A 15504-nucleotide genomic window follows, 5' to 3' on the forward strand; every position below is an offset into this window, starting at 1 on the left:
GTAACCGTATAATCCGGTTAATGAGGTTATGTTCCATGGGCGATGCATACACCGAATGGGTACCGGATCACTTCATAGGCGGGCATCCCGCTTTGGACCTGTCGAACGCCGTGTTCGACCGGCGGGCGCCGGCAGCAGACAATGAACTCTTCAAGTCCGTCCGGGATGTTGCGAACTGGTTCAGCGCCTCAGGGCTTGCCGACGATCGCCAGGCGCAGGCCGTTGCCGAGATAGCGGATGGGCGGTTCGTGGAAGGGGTCCGCGAAATGCGGGAGGCGTCATTTCAGGTTTTCGATCCAATCGCCGCGGGCAAACCGTCTGCGGTCGAACCGCTCGGCGCGTTGTTCTCGCGCACGGCAAGCTCGCTTGCCGCCGGGTCTATCGAGCTGGATGGCACCAGGCCGGAGCTTGCCCTTGGCCGGTGGCGCGATCCGGACGCCGTCACCGCGTTGCTGGCCATGCTGTCCATCCAAGCGTTCTTCACCCTGCCGCGCGACAGGCTGCATTCCTGCCCTCGCTGTGGCTGGCTTTTCCTCGATACGTCGCGAGGTGGCAAGCGGCGCTGGTGCAGCATGCGCACCTGCGGCAACCGCGAGAAGGTGTCGCGCCACCGAGATCATACCGACGTCTAGACTGGGTTAGCGCACCACGTCGCCTTTGCTGCGGGTGGGCCGGATGCCGGCGCGTCACTCCGGAAGACCGGCCTTGCGAAAACCATCGACGAAATGCTCGAGCGTAGCGGCGTCGCGGAATGGCTCGGTCGTCGCCCAGTGATGGGTTGTGAAATGCGGGTTGCCGACGAGGAACAGTTCAGCCTCTGCGCGCGCCTCGTCGAGCCGGCCGAGTTGGGCCATGCTTGCCGCCAGGAAACGGCGTGAGCTTGTGCGATAGGTCTCGTCACGGCGCAACGTCTCGATAGCGGCTTGGTAGTCGCGCGCCGCATATTGCGCCTGGCCGAGCGTCAGATAGTACCAGCTCGCCGGAAACGGGTTCAGCCGGAACGCCTTGCCGATGTGCTCGAGGCCCTCTTCGACCCGTCCGGCCAGGACCGCGATGTCGGACAATGCCGCCCAGGTGTCGGCCTCGTTCGGGTCGAGCTCGATCGCTTTGGCGAATTCCGCATCCGCTTCAGTGAAGCTGCGCTCATAAGCAAGCAGATAAGCCAGGATCCAGCGACAACCGGCGTCGTTGGGATCGATCGCCACCGCCTTGCGCGCCAGCTCCAGGGCAACGCTGCGGGCAGCCTCGGTTGGTCCGCCCCAATGCACCTGTCCCATCCAGTGGTTCATGGCAAGCCAACGATAGGGCTCGGCATAATCAGGATCGAGCGACACCGCGCGCGTCAGCATCAGATGCGCTTCCTGCGCCATCTGCGGCGAGTCGTCGATCAGCTTTCGCGCCCGCACGCAGAGGTCGTAGGCCTCCAGATTTCGCGGCCGATTGCGCGGCGGCGGCGCGCGCAGCCGGCCAAGCAGCGCTTCCACGATCTTGGCTGTCACCTCGTCTTGAACGGCAAAGATATCCTCCAGGCCGCGATCGAAGCGTTCCGCCCACAGATGATCGCCACTCATGGCGTCGACCAGCTGTGCGTTGATGCGCACGCGCCCCGCGGCGCGTCTTGCACTGCCTTCCAACAGGTAGCGCACGCCAAGATCCCCGGCGATCTCGCGCACGTCCATCGCTTTTCCCTTGTAGGCAAAGGTCGAGTTGCGGGCGATGACGAACAGGCCGGAGATTCTGGACAGGTCGGTGATCAGGTCTTCCGTCAACCCATCCACGAAGGGATCCTGCTCGGGATCGTTGCTGAAATTGACGAAGGGCAGCACGGCTATCGACGGTTTGTCGGGCAGCGGCAAGGGTTTTCGCCTGGCCTCGCCCAGCTGTTCGACGGCCCCCGTGAAACGGTAGCCGACGCGCGGAACGGTGGATATCCATTCGCCGTTGTCGCCGACGGGGTCAAGCAGCTTGCGCAGCTGCGCGATCTGGACGGTGAGATTGCCTTCCTCGACGGCCGTGCCCGGCCACGCGGCGTCCATCAGTTCGGCTTTTCCGAGGATTTCGCCGGGCCGCCCGACGAGTGCCGCAAGCAGGCTCAGCCCGCGATAGCCGACGGCAACGGGGACATCGTTCCGAAGCAGCGTTCCCGCACGCGGATCAAGCACGAACGGACCAAAGGCAAAACGCGATCCCTGCATAGGCGCATCTATAGGGCCGCTCTGGCTCGTTTGGAAGTTTTGGGAACTATTTGGGAGGGCTTAATTACGGCGCCGTCCGTATCGCGCAGAATTCAACCTCATCGAGAGCCCCAGGCCCTCAAACCATATGGAGGTTGCCATGACCAATACCCTCACTTGTGCAGCGCGGCCGGGAACGCCCGTGCGGCCGGCATCGCGCCGGCTCCTGAAGACCCTGCGAAGCATCATCGCGAGCTGGCACGATCGGACCTGGCGCGAGCGCATACGCTTTCGCTGGCAGCTCAGGCAAATGTCGAAGGACAATCCGCATCTGATCGACGATATCGGCCTGACGATACAGCAGGTCGAGGAAGAGATCGCCAAGTCCTTCTGGGAACGATAGAGCGAAATGCCGCAAATCGCGTCGACCGTCAGCGCACCGCCTCGCGAGGGGCGCCGGCCAGGCGGGTGGCGATCAGCTTGTCGATGCGGCGGCCGTCGAGATCGACCACCTCGAAGCGCCAGCCCTGCGCGTCGACGCACTCGCCAGTCGCCGGCAGATGGTGCATGTGCGACAGCACATAGCCGGCGACGGTTTCGTAATCGCGGTTTTCCGGCAGGTCGATGCCGAGAATGTCGGCCATCTCGTCGGCCTGCATGTAGCCGGCGAGCAGCCACGAGCCGTCCTCGCGCTTGACCGCGTTTTCCTCGTCGCCGGCGTCGGTGTCGGCGCGGAACACGCCGGTGATGGCTTCCAGAATGTCGGCCGGGGTGACGATGCCTTCGAAATGGCCGTATTCGTCATGCACCAGCGCCATCGGCACGTCGGATTCCTTTAGCTTCTGCAGCACATCGAGCGCGTCGGCCTGGTCGTAGACGATGGGGGCTGCGCGCACATGCCTGCGCGGATCGAGCACGCGGCCGGCAAGCAGTGCGGCCAGCACATCACGCGTCTGGACGACGCCGACCATGACGTCGACGCCGCCGTCGCCTGCCGGCAGGCGCGAATGCTGGGTTTCCATGAGCAGCTTGCGGATGGCCGCCTCGTCGGATTGCAGATTGATCCAGTCGACTTCGGTGCGCGGCGTCATCACCGCGCGCACGGCGCGGTCGCCAAGCCGCATGACGCCGGCGATCATGCGCCGCTCGTCGGATTCGATGGTGCCGTGATGCTCGGCCTCGGCGACCAGCATCTTGATCTCCTCGTCGGTGACCTTTTCCTCGCTTTCGCCGCGCTGGCCGAGCAGCCACAATATGGTGCGGCCGGAGAAGTCGAGCAGGAAGACCAGCGGCGCCGAGACCGTGGCGAGGATGGTCATCGCCGGAGCGACCCTGGCTGCGACCCGCTCGGGATCACGCAACGCGATCTGCTTGGGCACCAGCTCGCCGACGATCAGCGAGAAATAGGTGATGATAGCAACGACGATGCCGACGCCTAGCGGGTCGGCGACAGTCTCGCGGATGCCGGTCGAAGCCAGGAACTGCGCCAGCCGTTCGCCGAGCGTGGCGCCGGAAAAGGCGCCGGAGAGGACGCCGACCAAGGTGATGCCGATCTGCACCGAGGACAGGAACTTGCCGGGATTTGAGCCAAGATCAAGGGCGCGGCCGGCGCCATTGGTGCCGCGGTCGATCATCGCTTTCAGCCTGGCCGGGCGCGACGAGACGATGGCGAGCTCGGACATCGACAAAAGGCCGTTCACGCAGATGAGGACGACCACGATAGCGATTTCGACGTATAACATGAGCGGTCAATAGCATTGTGGCGCGGTCTTCGAAAATAGTCCGGCGTGATTTTTGAGAAATGACCGGTATTTCGCTCACGCGGCATCCCAGGGCGGCGCCGAAAAATGTTCGACGAGGGCGTCGACGACAACCCGCACCTTTGGCGTGAGCGCGCGCGTCACCGGCCAGACGGCATGCACGACGATGTTCTCGACCAGGCATTCCGACAGCACCATTTCGAGATCGCCGCTTTTGAGGCTGTCGGCGGCCAGCCATGTCGGCAGGAAGGCGATGCCGCAGCCGGCGAGCGCCGCATCCAGCATCGGTTCGCCATGGCCGAGAACGAGCCGCGCCTTGGGCACGAAGGTTGCGAGGTGGCCGTCGGAATGTCTGATCACCCAGGGGCGGACGATGCCCTCGCGACCGTAGCCAATGACGCTGTGATCGGCGAGATCCTCGACCGATTGCGGCCGGCCATGCCTGTCGAGATAGTCGCGAGCCGCGCATATGGCCGAGCGCTGAGCGTAGAGGCGCCTGGCCGCTAGCGACAGGCTGTCATCGAGTTCGCCCATGCGGATCGCCAGGTCGATGCCCTCCTCGATCAGGTCGACGCGGCGGTCATTGAAGGAGACTTCCACCGTCAGGTCCGGAAATTTCCTCGAAATCTCGAACAGCACCGGGGCGACGCAACGTCGGCCGAAGGCCAGCGGCACGTCGACCCGAAGCCGGCCAGACGGGACCTGCCGACGCGAGGCGAGCAGCGACTGTGCGGCTTCGATCTCGGCCAGGGCCCGGACGCAGGCTTCATAGTAGCTGATGCCTTCGCTGGTCGGACTGAGACTGCGGGTGGTGCGGTTCAGCAAGCGAACGCCGAGCCTCTGCTCCAGCTGCGCGATCGATTTGCCGATCGCCGACTTCGTCACATGCAGCCGCTCGCCGGCGCTAGTGAAGCTGCCGGCCTCCACCGCCTGAACAAACGCAACGGTGCCTTGCAGGTCGGCCGTTTCCATGGCAATTTCCTATTGTCGACTTTTAGTCCGCAATCAGTGTCAAATTATACCGCACGGAAGCACTATTTTCTATAGTCGAAAGGCATAAATGTCTCGCCTGGCATCAATGCACGGAGCGCGAGACGACATGAGCACCCCAATCAACAGATCCTGGCAGATGAGCGGTTTTGGCCTGTCGAGGCTAAGCCAGGTGGAAGGCAAGGTGGCCGAGCCAGGGCCGCACGATTTGCTGGTGCGGACCAAGGCCGTATCGCTCAACTACAAGGACAAGATGATCGTGGACGGCGTGCTGATCCCCGACCTTGCCTTTCCCTTCGTGCCGACATCCGACGCGGTGGGCGAAGTGGTGGCCGTCGGCAGTGCGGTCAGCCGCTTTCAGGTCGGCCAGCGCGTGCTTGGCCAGGTGATCGCCGATTGGCCGGATGGCGACGCACCGCCGGTGCTGCATAAGCACACGCTGGGGTCGTCGCTGTCGGGCATGCTTTCCGATCATGTCATCTTCGGCGAGGACGCCGCGGTGCTGGCGCCGCCGTCGCTCGGCGACATCGAGGCCGCGACATTGCCGATCGCGGCGCTGACGGCCTGGTTCGCCATGGCCGAGGCGACCAAACCGGTGCCGGGTCAGACCATTCTGATCCAGGGCACCGGCGGCGTGTCGCTGTTTGCGCTGCAGTTCGCCACTGCGTTCGGCCTGCGCGCCATCGTCACCTCAAGCAGCGATGAAAAGCTTGAGCGGGCGAGAAAGCTTGGCGCCTGGCAAGGGATCAACTACCGCACGCAACCGGCCTGGGACGATGCCGCGCGTGAGCTGACGAACGGGCTGGGCGTGAACCACGTGCTGGAAATGGTCGGCGGCGACAATGCACGGCGATCTCTGAACGCGCTGGCCGCCGACGGCCGGCTGTCGATCATCGGCCTGCTGGGCGCGATGGAGCTCAGCTTTCCCATCCTGCCCTTCATGCGCAACCGCATCACCGTGCAGGGCCTGTCGATCGGCCATCGCCGTGCTTTCGAGCGCATGAATCAGGCGATCGAGGCGCTGGCGATCAAGCCGGTCATCGACAAGGTCTTTGGCTTCGATGAGGTGCCGCAGGCCTTGCAACATCTGGAGAAAGGGCCGTTCGGCAAGATCGTGATCACCACGACCTGACTTTTGCGATGTCATGGCAACTGCTTCAACACGCCGACAATTGCCTCGCCGTCCGTAAAATAGGGATCGCCGCCGCCATTGCGTCCCGCCTTGGTGGCGCCGACGCCCGATATGTCGCTGGTCGAGAGCAGCATGCCGGCAGTGGCCAGGTCGCGCATCAGGAAATCGCGCTCGGCGTCGATGTCGGGGCCGATATGGTGGGTGACGGCGCCGGTGTCGTGGCTGAAGCCGACGCCGCGATCGAAGCTGGCCGAGCCCAGCCACAGCGGCCGGCCATCGTCGCCGCTTGCATCGGTCTGCCAGAAGCGGACATGATGCCGTCGATCGGCGCTGATGCCCTCCGGCTTTTCGAAGGCGAGATCCTGGGCACGGCCATCGAACAGCAGCCTGCTGACCGGCGCATCGGGATAGGGGTGGTCGAACAGCACGCTTTCACCGATCTCGATCGCGGTCTTCAGGGTGACGGCGTCGGCGGTGTCCCAGCCGGCAACGGCAAAGGCGTGGACCACCTCCTTCTGCGTGCCGACAAGGCCGACATTGATCGGGTCGCCCGGAATGCCTTGCGGCGTGTGCGTCAGCATCTCGAAGCGATGCGTGCGAAAACCTCGATCGCGGAACGTCCAGAATTCCGGTGCGGCGAAATAGGCGAGCGCCAGATACGCGGCCAACAAGGTCGCCGCCCAGATCATAATGCGTCGCCGAACGCTTCGTTGACCCATGAATGCCGCTCAAATGTTCCTGCATCACATTAGGCGTTGTCATGGCATTCAGGCAAAGGATACCCGGCACCGATCTAACGGCAGGCGCGATAACCGTTCTTGCGGTTCTTGATGTCGAAATGAAAATGGTTGCGGTGGTCGTAATTGTAGCCGGGGCCGAGCACGGTGGTGAAGTACTGGCAGCCGTCGGCGCGCACATTGTTGAGGAAGCCACGGGTGCGGAAGGCGAACAGGCCGGGCTTGCGCACGTCGATGTCGTCGCCATTGTTGAGCTCGATGCTCATGACGTCGAGCGCATTGCCCTTGCCGTGTTCGGACAGGACGCCTTCGCCGGCAATCCGGCGGCAGGAATAGCTGGAGCCCTGGTGTATGGTCCTGACGCCGGAGAAATAACGCCAGCGGGCGGAGGGAACGAGTTCGTTCTTCGTCCAGCCGGCAAAGGTAGCTGCCATGTCGCAGGTCAGGGTTGCGGCGGGTTTCATCTGGATGTTGCCGATGGCCGAGACCTTGACCGGATAATCGATGCCGCACTGGCCTTCATGGATCGGCGCCAGATCGGTGTAGGCGACATCGAGGCGCTTCAATTGCTGACGGCAGTCGGTTTCGCTGGCCGGCATCTGCTCGACGGGCGACATCGGCTCGTCCATGCGCGGATAAGCGGCCTGCGTCATGTACGGATTGGAAGGGACAAGCTTCTGCATGCCGGCATATTGCGGCACGGCAGCCGTCTGCGCGCCGACGTCGACGGCCGGCTGCAGCGACAGCACACTGCCGGTGTTGCAGGCGGAAAGCGCCGCCAGCGCCAGACCGGCGGTCAGCATTGCTGCATATTTTGACTGGCGCGCGGTGGCGAAAAACACGGCCCGAAATTTGCCGGCCATTGGCGGAATCCCGTTGATGGATATCCGGCATTTTAACGATCAAGGGTAAAGGAAAACTCAGCGTCCGCGTTCATGCCTGCGGCCGAATTGCGGCACGCGGCCTGGATCAGCCATGATCACTGGCAGAACGTTCCGCCATGACGGCGCGGTTCGAGATCGAGATGGAAATGCAGGGAATGATCGGCGTCGGCGCCTGGGCCGAGCACCGTCTTGAAGGGTCCGCAGGCGGCCTTGCGAACATTGTTGAGGAATTTGGCGTCTTTCTCCGGCGGCGCCGGGCCGACCTCGATCTTCTTGCCGTCCGACAGCGTGAAGCTGGCGATGTCGAGCGCGTTGCCGAACGCGTGTTCCGACAGTTTTCGTGTGCCGTTGCGTGGCCGGCAGACAAAAGCCGATGCCTGGCCGATCGATTTCAGGTCCGCACCGAATTCGGCCTTTGCCGCCGGCTGGATGACATCGGCGGCAAAACGCGCCGTCGCCTCGGCCATCTTGCAGTTGAGCTCGGTGCCTGGGGCAATCGCGATCGACTTTCCAAGGGTCTTCAGCACGATGGGGTAGGGAATCGAACAGCCGATTTCGGGCTGGCTTTCCGCCTTGTGCTCTTCGAATTCGACGCCGAGCGTCTTTAGCCGTTCGCGGCATGCGACTTCCTCGGCCGGCATTTTTTCATCTGGCACGTCGGCCGAGCGCGGATCGGGCAGCATCTTCTCCTCGTCCGCGTCCGCCGGCTTTTGCGGTGGCTGCGGGGCGACGGTTGGCGGCTGGGCCTCGGGTTCTGCAATGTCAGGCTTTCGTGTCGGCGTTGGCGCGACGTCCGGCGGCTCCGGCTCGTTTTCCCCGGTTGATGGCTCCGGAGCCAATGGCTCGGGACGTGCCTGCTTTTCCTGGCGGGATTTTTCTTCCTTGAAACGGTCGGGCGCTTCCGCGGCCTTCGGCCCTACGCGCTTTTGCTCCTCGGTCTTTGCAGCTTCAGCCTTTGGTGCGTCCGCCGGGCGTGGTTCGGGCACCGGAATGCCGGGTTGGGTTATCGGAGTGCCGGGTTCGGGCACGGGCACGGGAACATCGGCAGGCGAGGGCAGCGATGTCTGCGTTTTCTGCTGTGTCTGCTTTGGCGTGACCTGCCGGTGGCGCCGTGGTTTCAAACGCTTTCCGCCCCTTGGTTTCAGGGGCTGGTCGGCTCGTGGTGTCAGCGGCTGCTCGACCCGCGGCGTCGGGGGCTTATGATGCCGATGGCGATGTCTCGCCTCGACCGGCATCACCAGCAAGGCCGTGACGGCCACGGTCAACGCAATCCTGCATATTCGGGAAAAGACGATCGACCCCATCGCCCTCAACGGCGCCGACGCAAGGTGGTTGCCTTGGCCGCATCACGAACGGTAACCGCTCCGTTACGCACCGATCGCTTCCAGCCCTTCCTCCAGCCAGTCGGCGAGCAGCGGCATGCCAAGCAGGTATTTCGCGGTGCGCTTGTTGGCGCGTTCGCGCGCGGCGGCCAGCGCGTCCGCCCATTCGGTGGCGTCGTAGTCGCCGCGACCGACCCAGGCCAACGCGATCAGCTCGGCTGCTTCATCGACATTGAGGTCGTTGATCAGCTCGCGCAGCTCCTCTTCGGTCAGGTTCTCGGAGCTTTCCTCGGCAAGGCCGTCATGGTGATGGTTGACATGGGACTCGCCGTCGAGTTCGACCTCGTGCTCGGCGCCATCGGCATAGTCTTCATTGACGGCCGCACTCAGTGCCTTGGCCTTGAGGATGAACAGGCGCACCGTGTCGGGGCCGATCGAAAGCTCCCAGTCCTTTTCAAGCCGCCGCTGCAAGGGCCGTCTCCCTCAGGTCGTTTGCCGGATGATAGCGGATTTGCGGCATCCGTCACCTGATGTTCTCCCGCCCGCATTTTTCCGGGATGAAACGCAAGCCGACCGGCGTTAGTATTGCATTCTCACCCCTCCAGGAGGTTTCGATGCATAAAAGAATGCTGATCCAGGCTGCGACCGCGCTTCTCGCGCTGCAGTTCCTCGCTGTTCCCGTGTACGCCGCCGGCAGCGGCGGCAGTGACGAAACCGTCACCCAGTGCAAGAAGGGCCAGGTCTGGGACAAGAAGAAGAAAAAGTGCGTCGCGCCCCAGGAAGGCATGCTCGACGACGACAGCATCTATGATGCAGGCCACGCGCTGGCGATGGCCGGGCGCTATGACGAGGCGATTGCCGTGCTCAGCCTCGCCGCCAACAAGCAGGATCCGCGCATCCTCAACTATCTCGGCTATTCGCACCGCCATTCCGGCCGCGTCACCGTCGGCCTCGGCTATTACGAGGAAGCGCTGCGCATCGATCCGAACTACACGCTGGTGCGCGAATATCTCGGCGAAGCGCATCTGCAGATCGGCGATCTGGCCGGCGCCCAGCAGCAGTTGATGGAAATCGAGAAGCGGACCGGCAAGGGTTCGCGTGAATATGGCATGCTGGCCGAGCAGATCGACCATTTCATGAGAAGCTGAAAAGATCCCAGGGCTCTTCCAAGCGGCCGCGAGCGATCGCGGCCGTTTTTTGTTGCCCCCGGTCTCATTCATCGCCCCCGACTGATGAAAACGGGGATGATTTTAGCAAAACCGATTTTTGGGCGTGAAAAACCCGCTGACATTGCTATATTCAGGGAAATTGCGGTGAAACGGTTCCGTAAGCTCGAGGCTGCCGGACCCGTTTTCTTTTTGTACCCATCGACAAGGCTTTCCCCGATACGCGGGGGTGGCAGCAGGAAAGGCAGGCATCATGAACAAGGTCCCGATGACAGGCGAGGGGTTCGCGTCATTGAAGGAAGAACTGCGCTGGCGCCAGCAGGAAGAGCGGCCGCGCATCATCGAGGCGATCTCCGAAGCGCGCTCGCATGGCGACCTGTCCGAAAATGCCGAATATCATGCCGCCAAAGAGGCGCAGAGCCTCAACGAGGGCCGCGTCAACGAGCTTGAAGATTATATTGCGCGCGCCGAGGTGATCGACGTCAGCAAGCTCAGCGGCGACAAGATCAAGTTCGGCGCCACCGTGGTGCTGGTCGACGAGGACACCGAGGAAAAGAAGACCTACCGGATCGTCGGCGACCAGGAGGCGGACGTGAAGTCCGGCCGCATCTCGATCTCCTCGCCGATCGCGCGTGCGCTCATCGGCAAGGAAGTCGGCGATGCCATCGAGGTCAACGCGCCTGGCGGCGCCAGGGGGTATGAGATCGTCCAGGTGCAGTTCATCTAGGACCTTTGATAATTCTACTCTGGCGGCCGACTACAGCGCCGCGCGTCCTCTCGGACGCGCAAAGGACGCTGTAGGATTTTCAGTTAGCGCATGATCCCTTTCCGAAAATCAATTACGATTTTCGGGGGCATGCGCGGGCGGTTTTCTGCGCTTCCGGTGCTCACGTACTTTAAGTACGCGCCGCTCCGGTTCTCGAAGAACCACGCTATTCGACTCGCCAGAGCGAATTCTGAAAGGTCCTATGCCGGCGCTTGTAGTTTAAGTGCCAATAGCTTTTCTGCTTCCGCCACTACCTGCACCGGCACAACACGCCCCCCATGCGAGGCCAGCAGTGTCGATGCGTAGCGTCCGCGCGGGCCGGTCAGACCCGGCTCTGTTGCCAGGAAAATTGCGACCGTCGGCAGGCCAAAGGCACTGGCAAGATGGGTCAGCCCGGTGTCGGCGCCGATAACCAGCGTCGAGCCGCCGATAGTCGCGGCGATTTCGGACAGCGGCGATTTCGGTACCACGATCGTTGACGGCACGGCGCCTGCGATTGCCTCGGCCACGGTTTTCTCACGCTCGTTCGACCAGGTCGTGACCGGCGTCATCCCCCGCTCAATCAGGAGGCGGGCGGTTCCGATCCAGTCTTCGGCCGGCCATTTCTTGTCTTCGCGGCTGGTTCCGTGCAGCAGGAAGGCGGTTTTTCCAGAAGTGCCCGCCAGGGTGCCGGCGGGCGGCACGATGCCGGAGTCCAGCGTCGAAAGATCGGGCTGATAGGCGAGCGCCAGGCCAAACAACCGCCGCGTCCGTTCGATGGCGTGGAGATCGCGCGGGACGGCATACGTGGCATCGTAGAACAGCGTCGCCGAGGGTTCGCGCGCGCTCGAACGGTCGAAGCCGGCAATGGGTGAGCCCGCCTGTCTTGCCACCAGGGCCGATTTCAGCAGGCCTTGCGCGTCGATGACCAGATCGTAGCGGCAATTGCGCAAGGTGCGGCGCAGGGCGGCCGCCTCGCGCCAGGTGGCGCCGTCAAGCAGCGCCTTGCGCCAGCGCCGGATCGCCACCGTATGAATCTTGTCGATCGCCGGGTGAAGCGCGACGATTCCGGCGAATGCCTCTTCGACGCACCAGTCGAAGGTCAGGTCCGGGCGGTGGCGACGGGCATCCTCGACCGCCGGAAAGGTGTGGATGACATCGCCCATCGACGACGTCTTGACGATCAGCACCTTCATGCCGCGGCCGGAATTTCCAGCAGCCGGTCCGCCGCTGCCGCGACCTGGCCGACTTCCAGCGTCTTCAGGCAGTTGAGGTGGCCGAGCGGACAGACCTTCTGGTGGCAGGGCGAGCACGACAGGCCGAGCCAGACCAGCTCGCGGCGCTCCGCCAGCGGTGGCGTGTTTTCGGGCGAGGTCGAGCCGTAGACGGCGACGATCGGCGTGCCGACGGCGGCCGCGACATGCATCAGTCCGCTGTCATTGGACACAGCCAGCCTGGCGGCGGATATCAGGTCGATGGCGTCCTCCAGCCGCGTCTGTCCGGCGAGGTCGACGACGCCGGGGGCCAGGGCTGCGATCTCCGCCGTCACGTCGCGGTCGTTCTTCGAGCCGAACAGCGCAACCTTCAAGCCTTTGCCCATGAAACCGCTGGCAAGCCCGGCATAGCTTTCGCTGGGCCAGCGCTTGGCAGGGCCGAATTCCGCACCGGGCATCAGGGCCACGAATTTCTGCGGCGCCAGCCCGAAACGGCCGAGCAGGTCGACCTGGTTTTTCGTGTCCACGCTAAGCCGTGGCGCCCGGAAACTGCCGCCTTGGGCAAGGCCGAAATAGGCCTGCGCGGTGCGTCGTTTGATGCTGTCGGGCAATGGCACGATGTCGGTCAGCAGGCCATAGCGCATCTCGCGCAGATTGCCGACACGGCGCGGAATGCGGGCAAAGAACGGAATCAGCGCCGACTTCCAGCTGCCCGGCAGGATATAGGCCATGTCGTAGCGGCCGCGCAGCAGGCGGCCGAAGCGGCGGCGATGGGTGAATTCGAGCGCGCCGGGTTTGAGCGGAAAATCGATCTGCTGGCGGATTTCGGGCATGCGCTTGACCAGGGGTGCTGCCCAGGCCGGAGCCAGCACATCGATGGCGGCGTTGGGATGCAACTCCTTCAGCGCCGAAAACAGGCACTGCGCCATCACCATGTCGCCCACCCAGCGTGGGCCGATCACGAGGATCGTTGGGCTTTCAGCCATTCGACATAGTCTCTGACACCGGTTTCCACTGTCCGGAATTGACCATTGTAACCGGCCGCGCGCAAACGGGACATATCAGCTTGCGTAAAGCTCTGGTAGCTGCCCTTGAGATGGTCGGGAAAGGGGATGAATTCAATCTCCCCTTTACCCAACGTGTCGATCACCGTTTCGGCGATGGCGCGGAAGGGCTGGGCACGGCCGGTGCCGCAATTGAAGATGCCGCTTGAGCCCCGTTTCCACAGCCACAGATTGACGTCGGCGACATCGCCGACATGGATGAAGTCACGGCTTTGTTCGCCGGGTCCGAACCCGTCATAGGCGCCGAACAGTTTCGGGTTCTCGCCTCGCTCGACCTGGTTGAACAGATGGAAGGCGACGGAGGCCATGGCGCCCTTGTGCGCTTCGCGCGGGCCATAGACGTTGAAGTAGCGCAAGCCCACGACCTGTGAATGGTCGGCCTGCCCGGCGAACACGGTTCGCCTGACATAGTCGTCGAACAGCTTCTTGGAATAGGCGTATACGTTGAGCGGCCGTTCCAACGCGGGATCCTCGAGGAACTCCGAGCCGCCGCCATAGACGGAAGCCGAGGAGGCATAAAGGAAAGGCACGCGCAAACTCTGGCTTGCATGCAGCAACCGTTTCGAGAAGGCGTAATTCACCTCCATCATGAATTTGCCGTTCCACTCGGTGGTGGTCGAGCAGGCGCCCTGGTGGAACACGGCCTCGATGCGGCCGAGCGAGCCGGCCTCCATGCGGGGCAGGAAATCGTCCTTGTCGAGATAGTCGGCGATCTTGAGATCGGCAAGATTGACGATCTTGTGACCGTCGGTAAGGTCGTCGACGACGAGGATGTCGTCATGCCCTTCGGCATTCAGCGCGGCGACGATGTTGGAGCCGATCATGCCGGCGCCGCCCGTGACGATGATCATGAAGGACCTCTGGTTGCTTGCGATTCCGGTCCTTATAGGGGAGGCTAGCCGGGCTGTCGACAAAGCCAGGTGCATGCGCCTGTCCTGCCATTTTATGCGCTTGTCTGTTTTGTCCATTTTGTCTATTATGGACAAAACAGGGTATCCCATGAAAAACTATCCGTCGACCGATCTGAAACAGAATCTTGGAGATGTGCTTGCAGCTGCCAGCCAGCAGCCGGTCTCCATCACTCGCCACAACAAGCCGAGATACGTCCTGATGAGCATCGAGGCCTACGAAGCGCGCTTCGGCAACGACAGCCGCCGCGTCTACGCTGCGAAGGACGCCCCGACCGAACATGTCGAGATGCTCGAGGAGTACGCCGCGGAATTGGACCGTGATTAAACCCGCTGCTGCGGACGTCTGGCGATATCCATATCTTTGGCATCGCCAACACGGAGACGGCGAGACCGAAGGCCGGAAGTCACGGCCTGTGGCCTTTGTGGCTGTCCTTCCTGGGAAAGCCGGGGGTACCAACCTCTTCATACTTGCAATCACTTCCACACAGCCGGGTCGTGATCGCGTTGCAGTCAGCATCCCGGAAATTGAACGCCACCGTGCGGGCCTCGATCCTATGCCCCTTTGGGTCATGGTCGATGAGTACAATCATGATATCCTGGAAGCGTCGGCCTATTTCGAGCCGGGTGCGCGAATTGGCGCGTTCAGCCCGTCATTTCACAAGAAAATTATGTTCGCTTTTACTGCGGTTGTCCGCACGGGTCAGTCCAAAGCAATCCCGCGCGCGGACTGAATCGACAGGGCAGAGCACGATCGTGAGGGACCAAAAATGCCATCGACCGAACTGCTCATCGCGTTTTTCGCCACCACGGCGATCTTCGCCTACATTCCAGGCCCGGCCATGCTCTATGCCGCCGCGCAGACGATGGCGCGCGGCCGCTGGTCCGGCCTGACGGCGGCGCTGGGCATTCATCTGGGCGGCTACGTGCATGTTTTCGCCGCGGCCGCCGGGCTGTCGGTGCTGTTTCATGCCGTGCCGACGCTCTACCTGGCGGTCAAGCTGGTCGGTGCGCTCTATCTGATCTGGCTTGGCATCTCGCTGTTTCGCAAGCGCGCGGACGGCGATGCGGGGCTGCCCGCGATCGAGCGCAAATCGGCGCGGCGCGCCTTTTTCGAGAGCATCACCGTCGAGGTGCTCAATCCGAAGACAGCGATCTTCTTCATGGCGTTCCTGCCGCAATTCATCGACGCCTCGGCGGCGTTTCCGGTCTGGCTGCAGTTCGTCGTGCTCGGCACGATAGTCAATCTGATGTTCTCCTCGGCCGATATCGTCTGCGTGTTCCTGGCGGGCGCCGTGATCGGCCGCCTGCGGCGTTCGAGCCGCGCGCAGCGGCTGATGCAGCGGGCGGGAGGGGCGGTGCTGGTCGGCCTGGGCGTCCATGTTGCCCTGCAGAAGAGCTGACGCAT

The 15504-nt window shown here is 63.0% G+C and carries 18 protein-coding genes; 8 read left to right on the forward strand and 10 right to left on the reverse strand.

The features are described 5' to 3' along the window. Positions 1-35: 35 nt before the first annotated feature. Complete coding sequence (locus AC0NIL_RS11465; protein WP_473573553.1) at positions 36-632, forward strand: CGNR zinc finger domain-containing protein; 597 nt, start codon at positions 36-38, stop codon at positions 630-632. A gap of 54 nt (positions 633-686) precedes the next feature. Here AC0NIL_RS11465 and AC0NIL_RS11470 read toward each other — a convergent pair whose 3' ends face one another. Then, on the reverse strand, positions 687-2195 hold the full coding sequence (locus tag AC0NIL_RS11470) for a winged helix-turn-helix domain-containing tetratricopeptide repeat protein (RefSeq protein ID WP_275952448.1): 1509 nt from the start codon (positions 2193-2195) through the stop codon (positions 687-689). A 139-nt stretch (positions 2196-2334) separates the two neighbouring features. Here AC0NIL_RS11470 and AC0NIL_RS11475 point away from each other — a divergent pair, with 139 nt between their 5' ends. Next, positions 2335-2577, forward strand: coding sequence for a DUF1127 domain-containing protein (locus AC0NIL_RS11475; protein WP_127366201.1), 243 nt, complete (start codon positions 2335-2337; stop codon positions 2575-2577). 28 nt (positions 2578-2605) lie between these two features. Here the strand turns inward: AC0NIL_RS11475 and AC0NIL_RS11480 are convergent, their stop codons facing one another. Then, complete coding sequence (locus AC0NIL_RS11480) at positions 2606-3916, reverse strand: hemolysin family protein (RefSeq protein ID WP_024504164.1); 1311 nt, start codon at positions 3914-3916, stop codon at positions 2606-2608. A 75-nt stretch (positions 3917-3991) separates the two neighbouring features. Next, a complete protein-coding gene (locus AC0NIL_RS11485; RefSeq protein ID WP_027162120.1) occupies positions 3992-4906 on the reverse strand; it encodes a LysR family transcriptional regulator in 915 nt (304 codons plus the stop codon). Positions 4907-5033: 127 nt separating this feature from the next. On the opposite strand from AC0NIL_RS11485, the gene AC0NIL_RS11490 reads away from it, so the two are divergent. Continuing rightward, positions 5034-6056: a zinc-dependent alcohol dehydrogenase family protein gene (locus AC0NIL_RS11490; protein WP_275952449.1), complete on the forward strand. Its 1023-nt coding sequence runs from the start codon at positions 5034-5036 to the stop codon at positions 6054-6056. Between the two features lie 11 nt (positions 6057-6067). Here AC0NIL_RS11490 and AC0NIL_RS11495 read toward each other — a convergent pair whose 3' ends face one another. From AC0NIL_RS11495 to AC0NIL_RS11510, 4 genes are all read right to left on the reverse strand, one after another. Beyond that, positions 6068-6775 (reverse strand): LssY C-terminal domain-containing protein, encoded by a 708-nt coding sequence (locus AC0NIL_RS11495; protein WP_063168816.1) that lies wholly within the window; start codon positions 6773-6775, stop codon positions 6068-6070. A 74-nt stretch (positions 6776-6849) separates the two neighbouring features. Beyond that, the gene (locus AC0NIL_RS11500) at positions 6850-7656 is read right to left on the reverse strand and encodes an extensin-like domain-containing protein (RefSeq protein ID WP_027162117.1); all 807 of its coding nucleotides are present in this window, start codon (positions 7654-7656) and stop codon (positions 6850-6852) included. A 116-nt stretch (positions 7657-7772) separates the two neighbouring features. Further along, positions 7773-8912 carry an extensin-like domain-containing protein gene (locus tag AC0NIL_RS11505; RefSeq protein WP_473542508.1) on the reverse strand — a complete coding sequence of 380 codons (1140 nt, stop codon included), beginning with the start codon at positions 8910-8912 and terminating at the stop codon, positions 7773-7775. A gap of 132 nt (positions 8913-9044) precedes the next feature. After that, positions 9045-9470, reverse strand: a complete 426-nt coding sequence (locus tag AC0NIL_RS11510) for a DUF3775 domain-containing protein (RefSeq protein ID WP_013530064.1) — start codon at positions 9468-9470, stop codon at positions 9045-9047. 143 nt (positions 9471-9613) lie between these two features. Between AC0NIL_RS11510 and AC0NIL_RS11515 the strand changes: the two genes are divergently transcribed. Next, a complete protein-coding gene (locus AC0NIL_RS11515) occupies positions 9614-10147 on the forward strand; it encodes a tetratricopeptide repeat protein (protein ID WP_024504159.1) in 534 nt (177 codons plus the stop codon). 271 nt (positions 10148-10418) lie between these two features. Continuing rightward, complete coding sequence (greA, locus tag AC0NIL_RS11520) at positions 10419-10892, forward strand: transcription elongation factor GreA (RefSeq protein ID WP_013530066.1); 474 nt, start codon at positions 10419-10421, stop codon at positions 10890-10892. Positions 10893-11131: 239 nt separating this feature from the next. Here greA and waaC read toward each other — a convergent pair whose 3' ends face one another. The 3 genes from waaC to rfaD are packed head-to-tail and all read right to left on the reverse strand — an operon-like array spanning position 11132 to position 14039. Then, the gene (gene waaC, locus AC0NIL_RS11525; protein WP_337121383.1) at positions 11132-12106 is read right to left on the reverse strand and encodes a lipopolysaccharide heptosyltransferase I; all 975 of its coding nucleotides are present in this window, start codon (positions 12104-12106) and stop codon (positions 11132-11134) included. Then, positions 12103-13110 (reverse strand): lipopolysaccharide heptosyltransferase II, encoded by a 1008-nt coding sequence (gene waaF, locus AC0NIL_RS11530; RefSeq protein WP_473542393.1) that lies wholly within the window; start codon positions 13108-13110, stop codon positions 12103-12105. Before waaF ends, waaC begins: the two co-directional genes overlap by 4 nt. Beyond that, positions 13083-14039: an ADP-glyceromanno-heptose 6-epimerase gene (gene rfaD / locus AC0NIL_RS11535; protein ID WP_063170316.1), complete on the reverse strand. Its 957-nt coding sequence runs from the start codon at positions 14037-14039 to the stop codon at positions 13083-13085. Before rfaD ends, waaF begins: the two co-directional genes overlap by 28 nt. Between rfaD and AC0NIL_RS11540 the strand changes: the two genes are divergently transcribed. From AC0NIL_RS11540 to AC0NIL_RS11550, 3 genes are read left to right on the forward strand one after another with little or no spacing between them, the layout of a single operon-like run. After that, on the forward strand, positions 14011-14424 hold the full coding sequence (locus AC0NIL_RS11540) for a type II toxin-antitoxin system Phd/YefM family antitoxin (protein ID WP_224675156.1): 414 nt from the start codon (positions 14011-14013) through the stop codon (positions 14422-14424). The two genes, rfaD and AC0NIL_RS11540, sit on opposite strands and share 29 nt — an antisense overlap. After that, positions 14417-14830 (forward strand): hypothetical protein, encoded by a 414-nt coding sequence (locus AC0NIL_RS11545; RefSeq protein WP_236382885.1) that lies wholly within the window; start codon positions 14417-14419, stop codon positions 14828-14830. The genes AC0NIL_RS11540 and AC0NIL_RS11545 overlap by 8 nt, the downstream gene beginning before the upstream one ends. A 36-nt stretch (positions 14831-14866) precedes the next feature. After that, entirely contained in the window at positions 14867-15499 is a 633-nt protein-coding gene (locus tag AC0NIL_RS11550; protein WP_473573552.1) for a LysE family translocator, read from the forward strand. Positions 15500-15504: the final 5 nt, after the last annotated feature.

The sequence above is a fragment of the Mesorhizobium sp. WSM1343 genome (assembly GCF_055901535.1).

Bases quoted from the DNA above. Each gene is read 5' to 3' on its own strand.
- AC0NIL_RS11495 (WP_063168816.1), bottom strand. From the start codon at position 6,775: ATGGGTCAACGAAGCGTTCGGCGACGCATTATGATCTGGGCGGCGACC.
- waaF (WP_473542393.1), bottom strand. From the start codon at position 13,110: ATGGCTGAAAGCCCAACGATCCTCGTGATCGGCCCACGCTGGGTGGGC.
- AC0NIL_RS11515 (WP_024504159.1), top strand. From the start codon at position 9,614: ATGCATAAAAGAATGCTGATCCAGGCTGCGACCGCGCTTCTCGCGCTG.
- AC0NIL_RS11500 (WP_027162117.1), bottom strand. From the start codon at position 7,656: ATGGCCGGCAAATTTCGGGCCGTGTTTTTCGCCACCGCGCGCCAGTCA.
- AC0NIL_RS11475 (WP_127366201.1), top strand. From the start codon at position 2,335: ATGACCAATACCCTCACTTGTGCAGCGCGGCCGGGAACGCCCGTGCGG.
- AC0NIL_RS11485 (WP_027162120.1), bottom strand. From the start codon at position 4,906: ATGGAAACGGCCGACCTGCAAGGCACCGTTGCGTTTGTTCAGGCGGTG.
- AC0NIL_RS11470 (WP_275952448.1), bottom strand. From the start codon at position 2,195: ATGCAGGGATCGCGTTTTGCCTTTGGTCCGTTCGTGCTTGATCCGCGT.
- rfaD (WP_063170316.1), bottom strand. From the start codon at position 14,039: ATGATCATCGTCACGGGCGGCGCCGGCATGATCGGCTCCAACATCGTC.
- waaC (WP_337121383.1), bottom strand. From the start codon at position 12,106: ATGAAGGTGCTGATCGTCAAGACGTCGTCGATGGGCGATGTCATCCAC.
- AC0NIL_RS11465 (WP_473573553.1), top strand. From the start codon at position 36: ATGGGCGATGCATACACCGAATGGGTACCGGATCACTTCATAGGCGGG.
- AC0NIL_RS11550 (WP_473573552.1), top strand. From the start codon at position 14,867: ATGCCATCGACCGAACTGCTCATCGCGTTTTTCGCCACCACGGCGATC.
- AC0NIL_RS11480 (WP_024504164.1), bottom strand. From the start codon at position 3,916: ATGTTATACGTCGAAATCGCTATCGTGGTCGTCCTCATCTGCGTGAAC.
- greA (WP_013530066.1), top strand. From the start codon at position 10,419: ATGAACAAGGTCCCGATGACAGGCGAGGGGTTCGCGTCATTGAAGGAA.
- AC0NIL_RS11505 (WP_473542508.1), bottom strand. From the start codon at position 8,912: ATGCCGGTCGAGGCGAGACATCGCCATCGGCATCATAAGCCCCCGACG.
- AC0NIL_RS11490 (WP_275952449.1), top strand. From the start codon at position 5,034: ATGAGCACCCCAATCAACAGATCCTGGCAGATGAGCGGTTTTGGCCTG.
- AC0NIL_RS11540 (WP_224675156.1), top strand. From the start codon at position 14,011: ATGCCGGCGCCGCCCGTGACGATGATCATGAAGGACCTCTGGTTGCTT.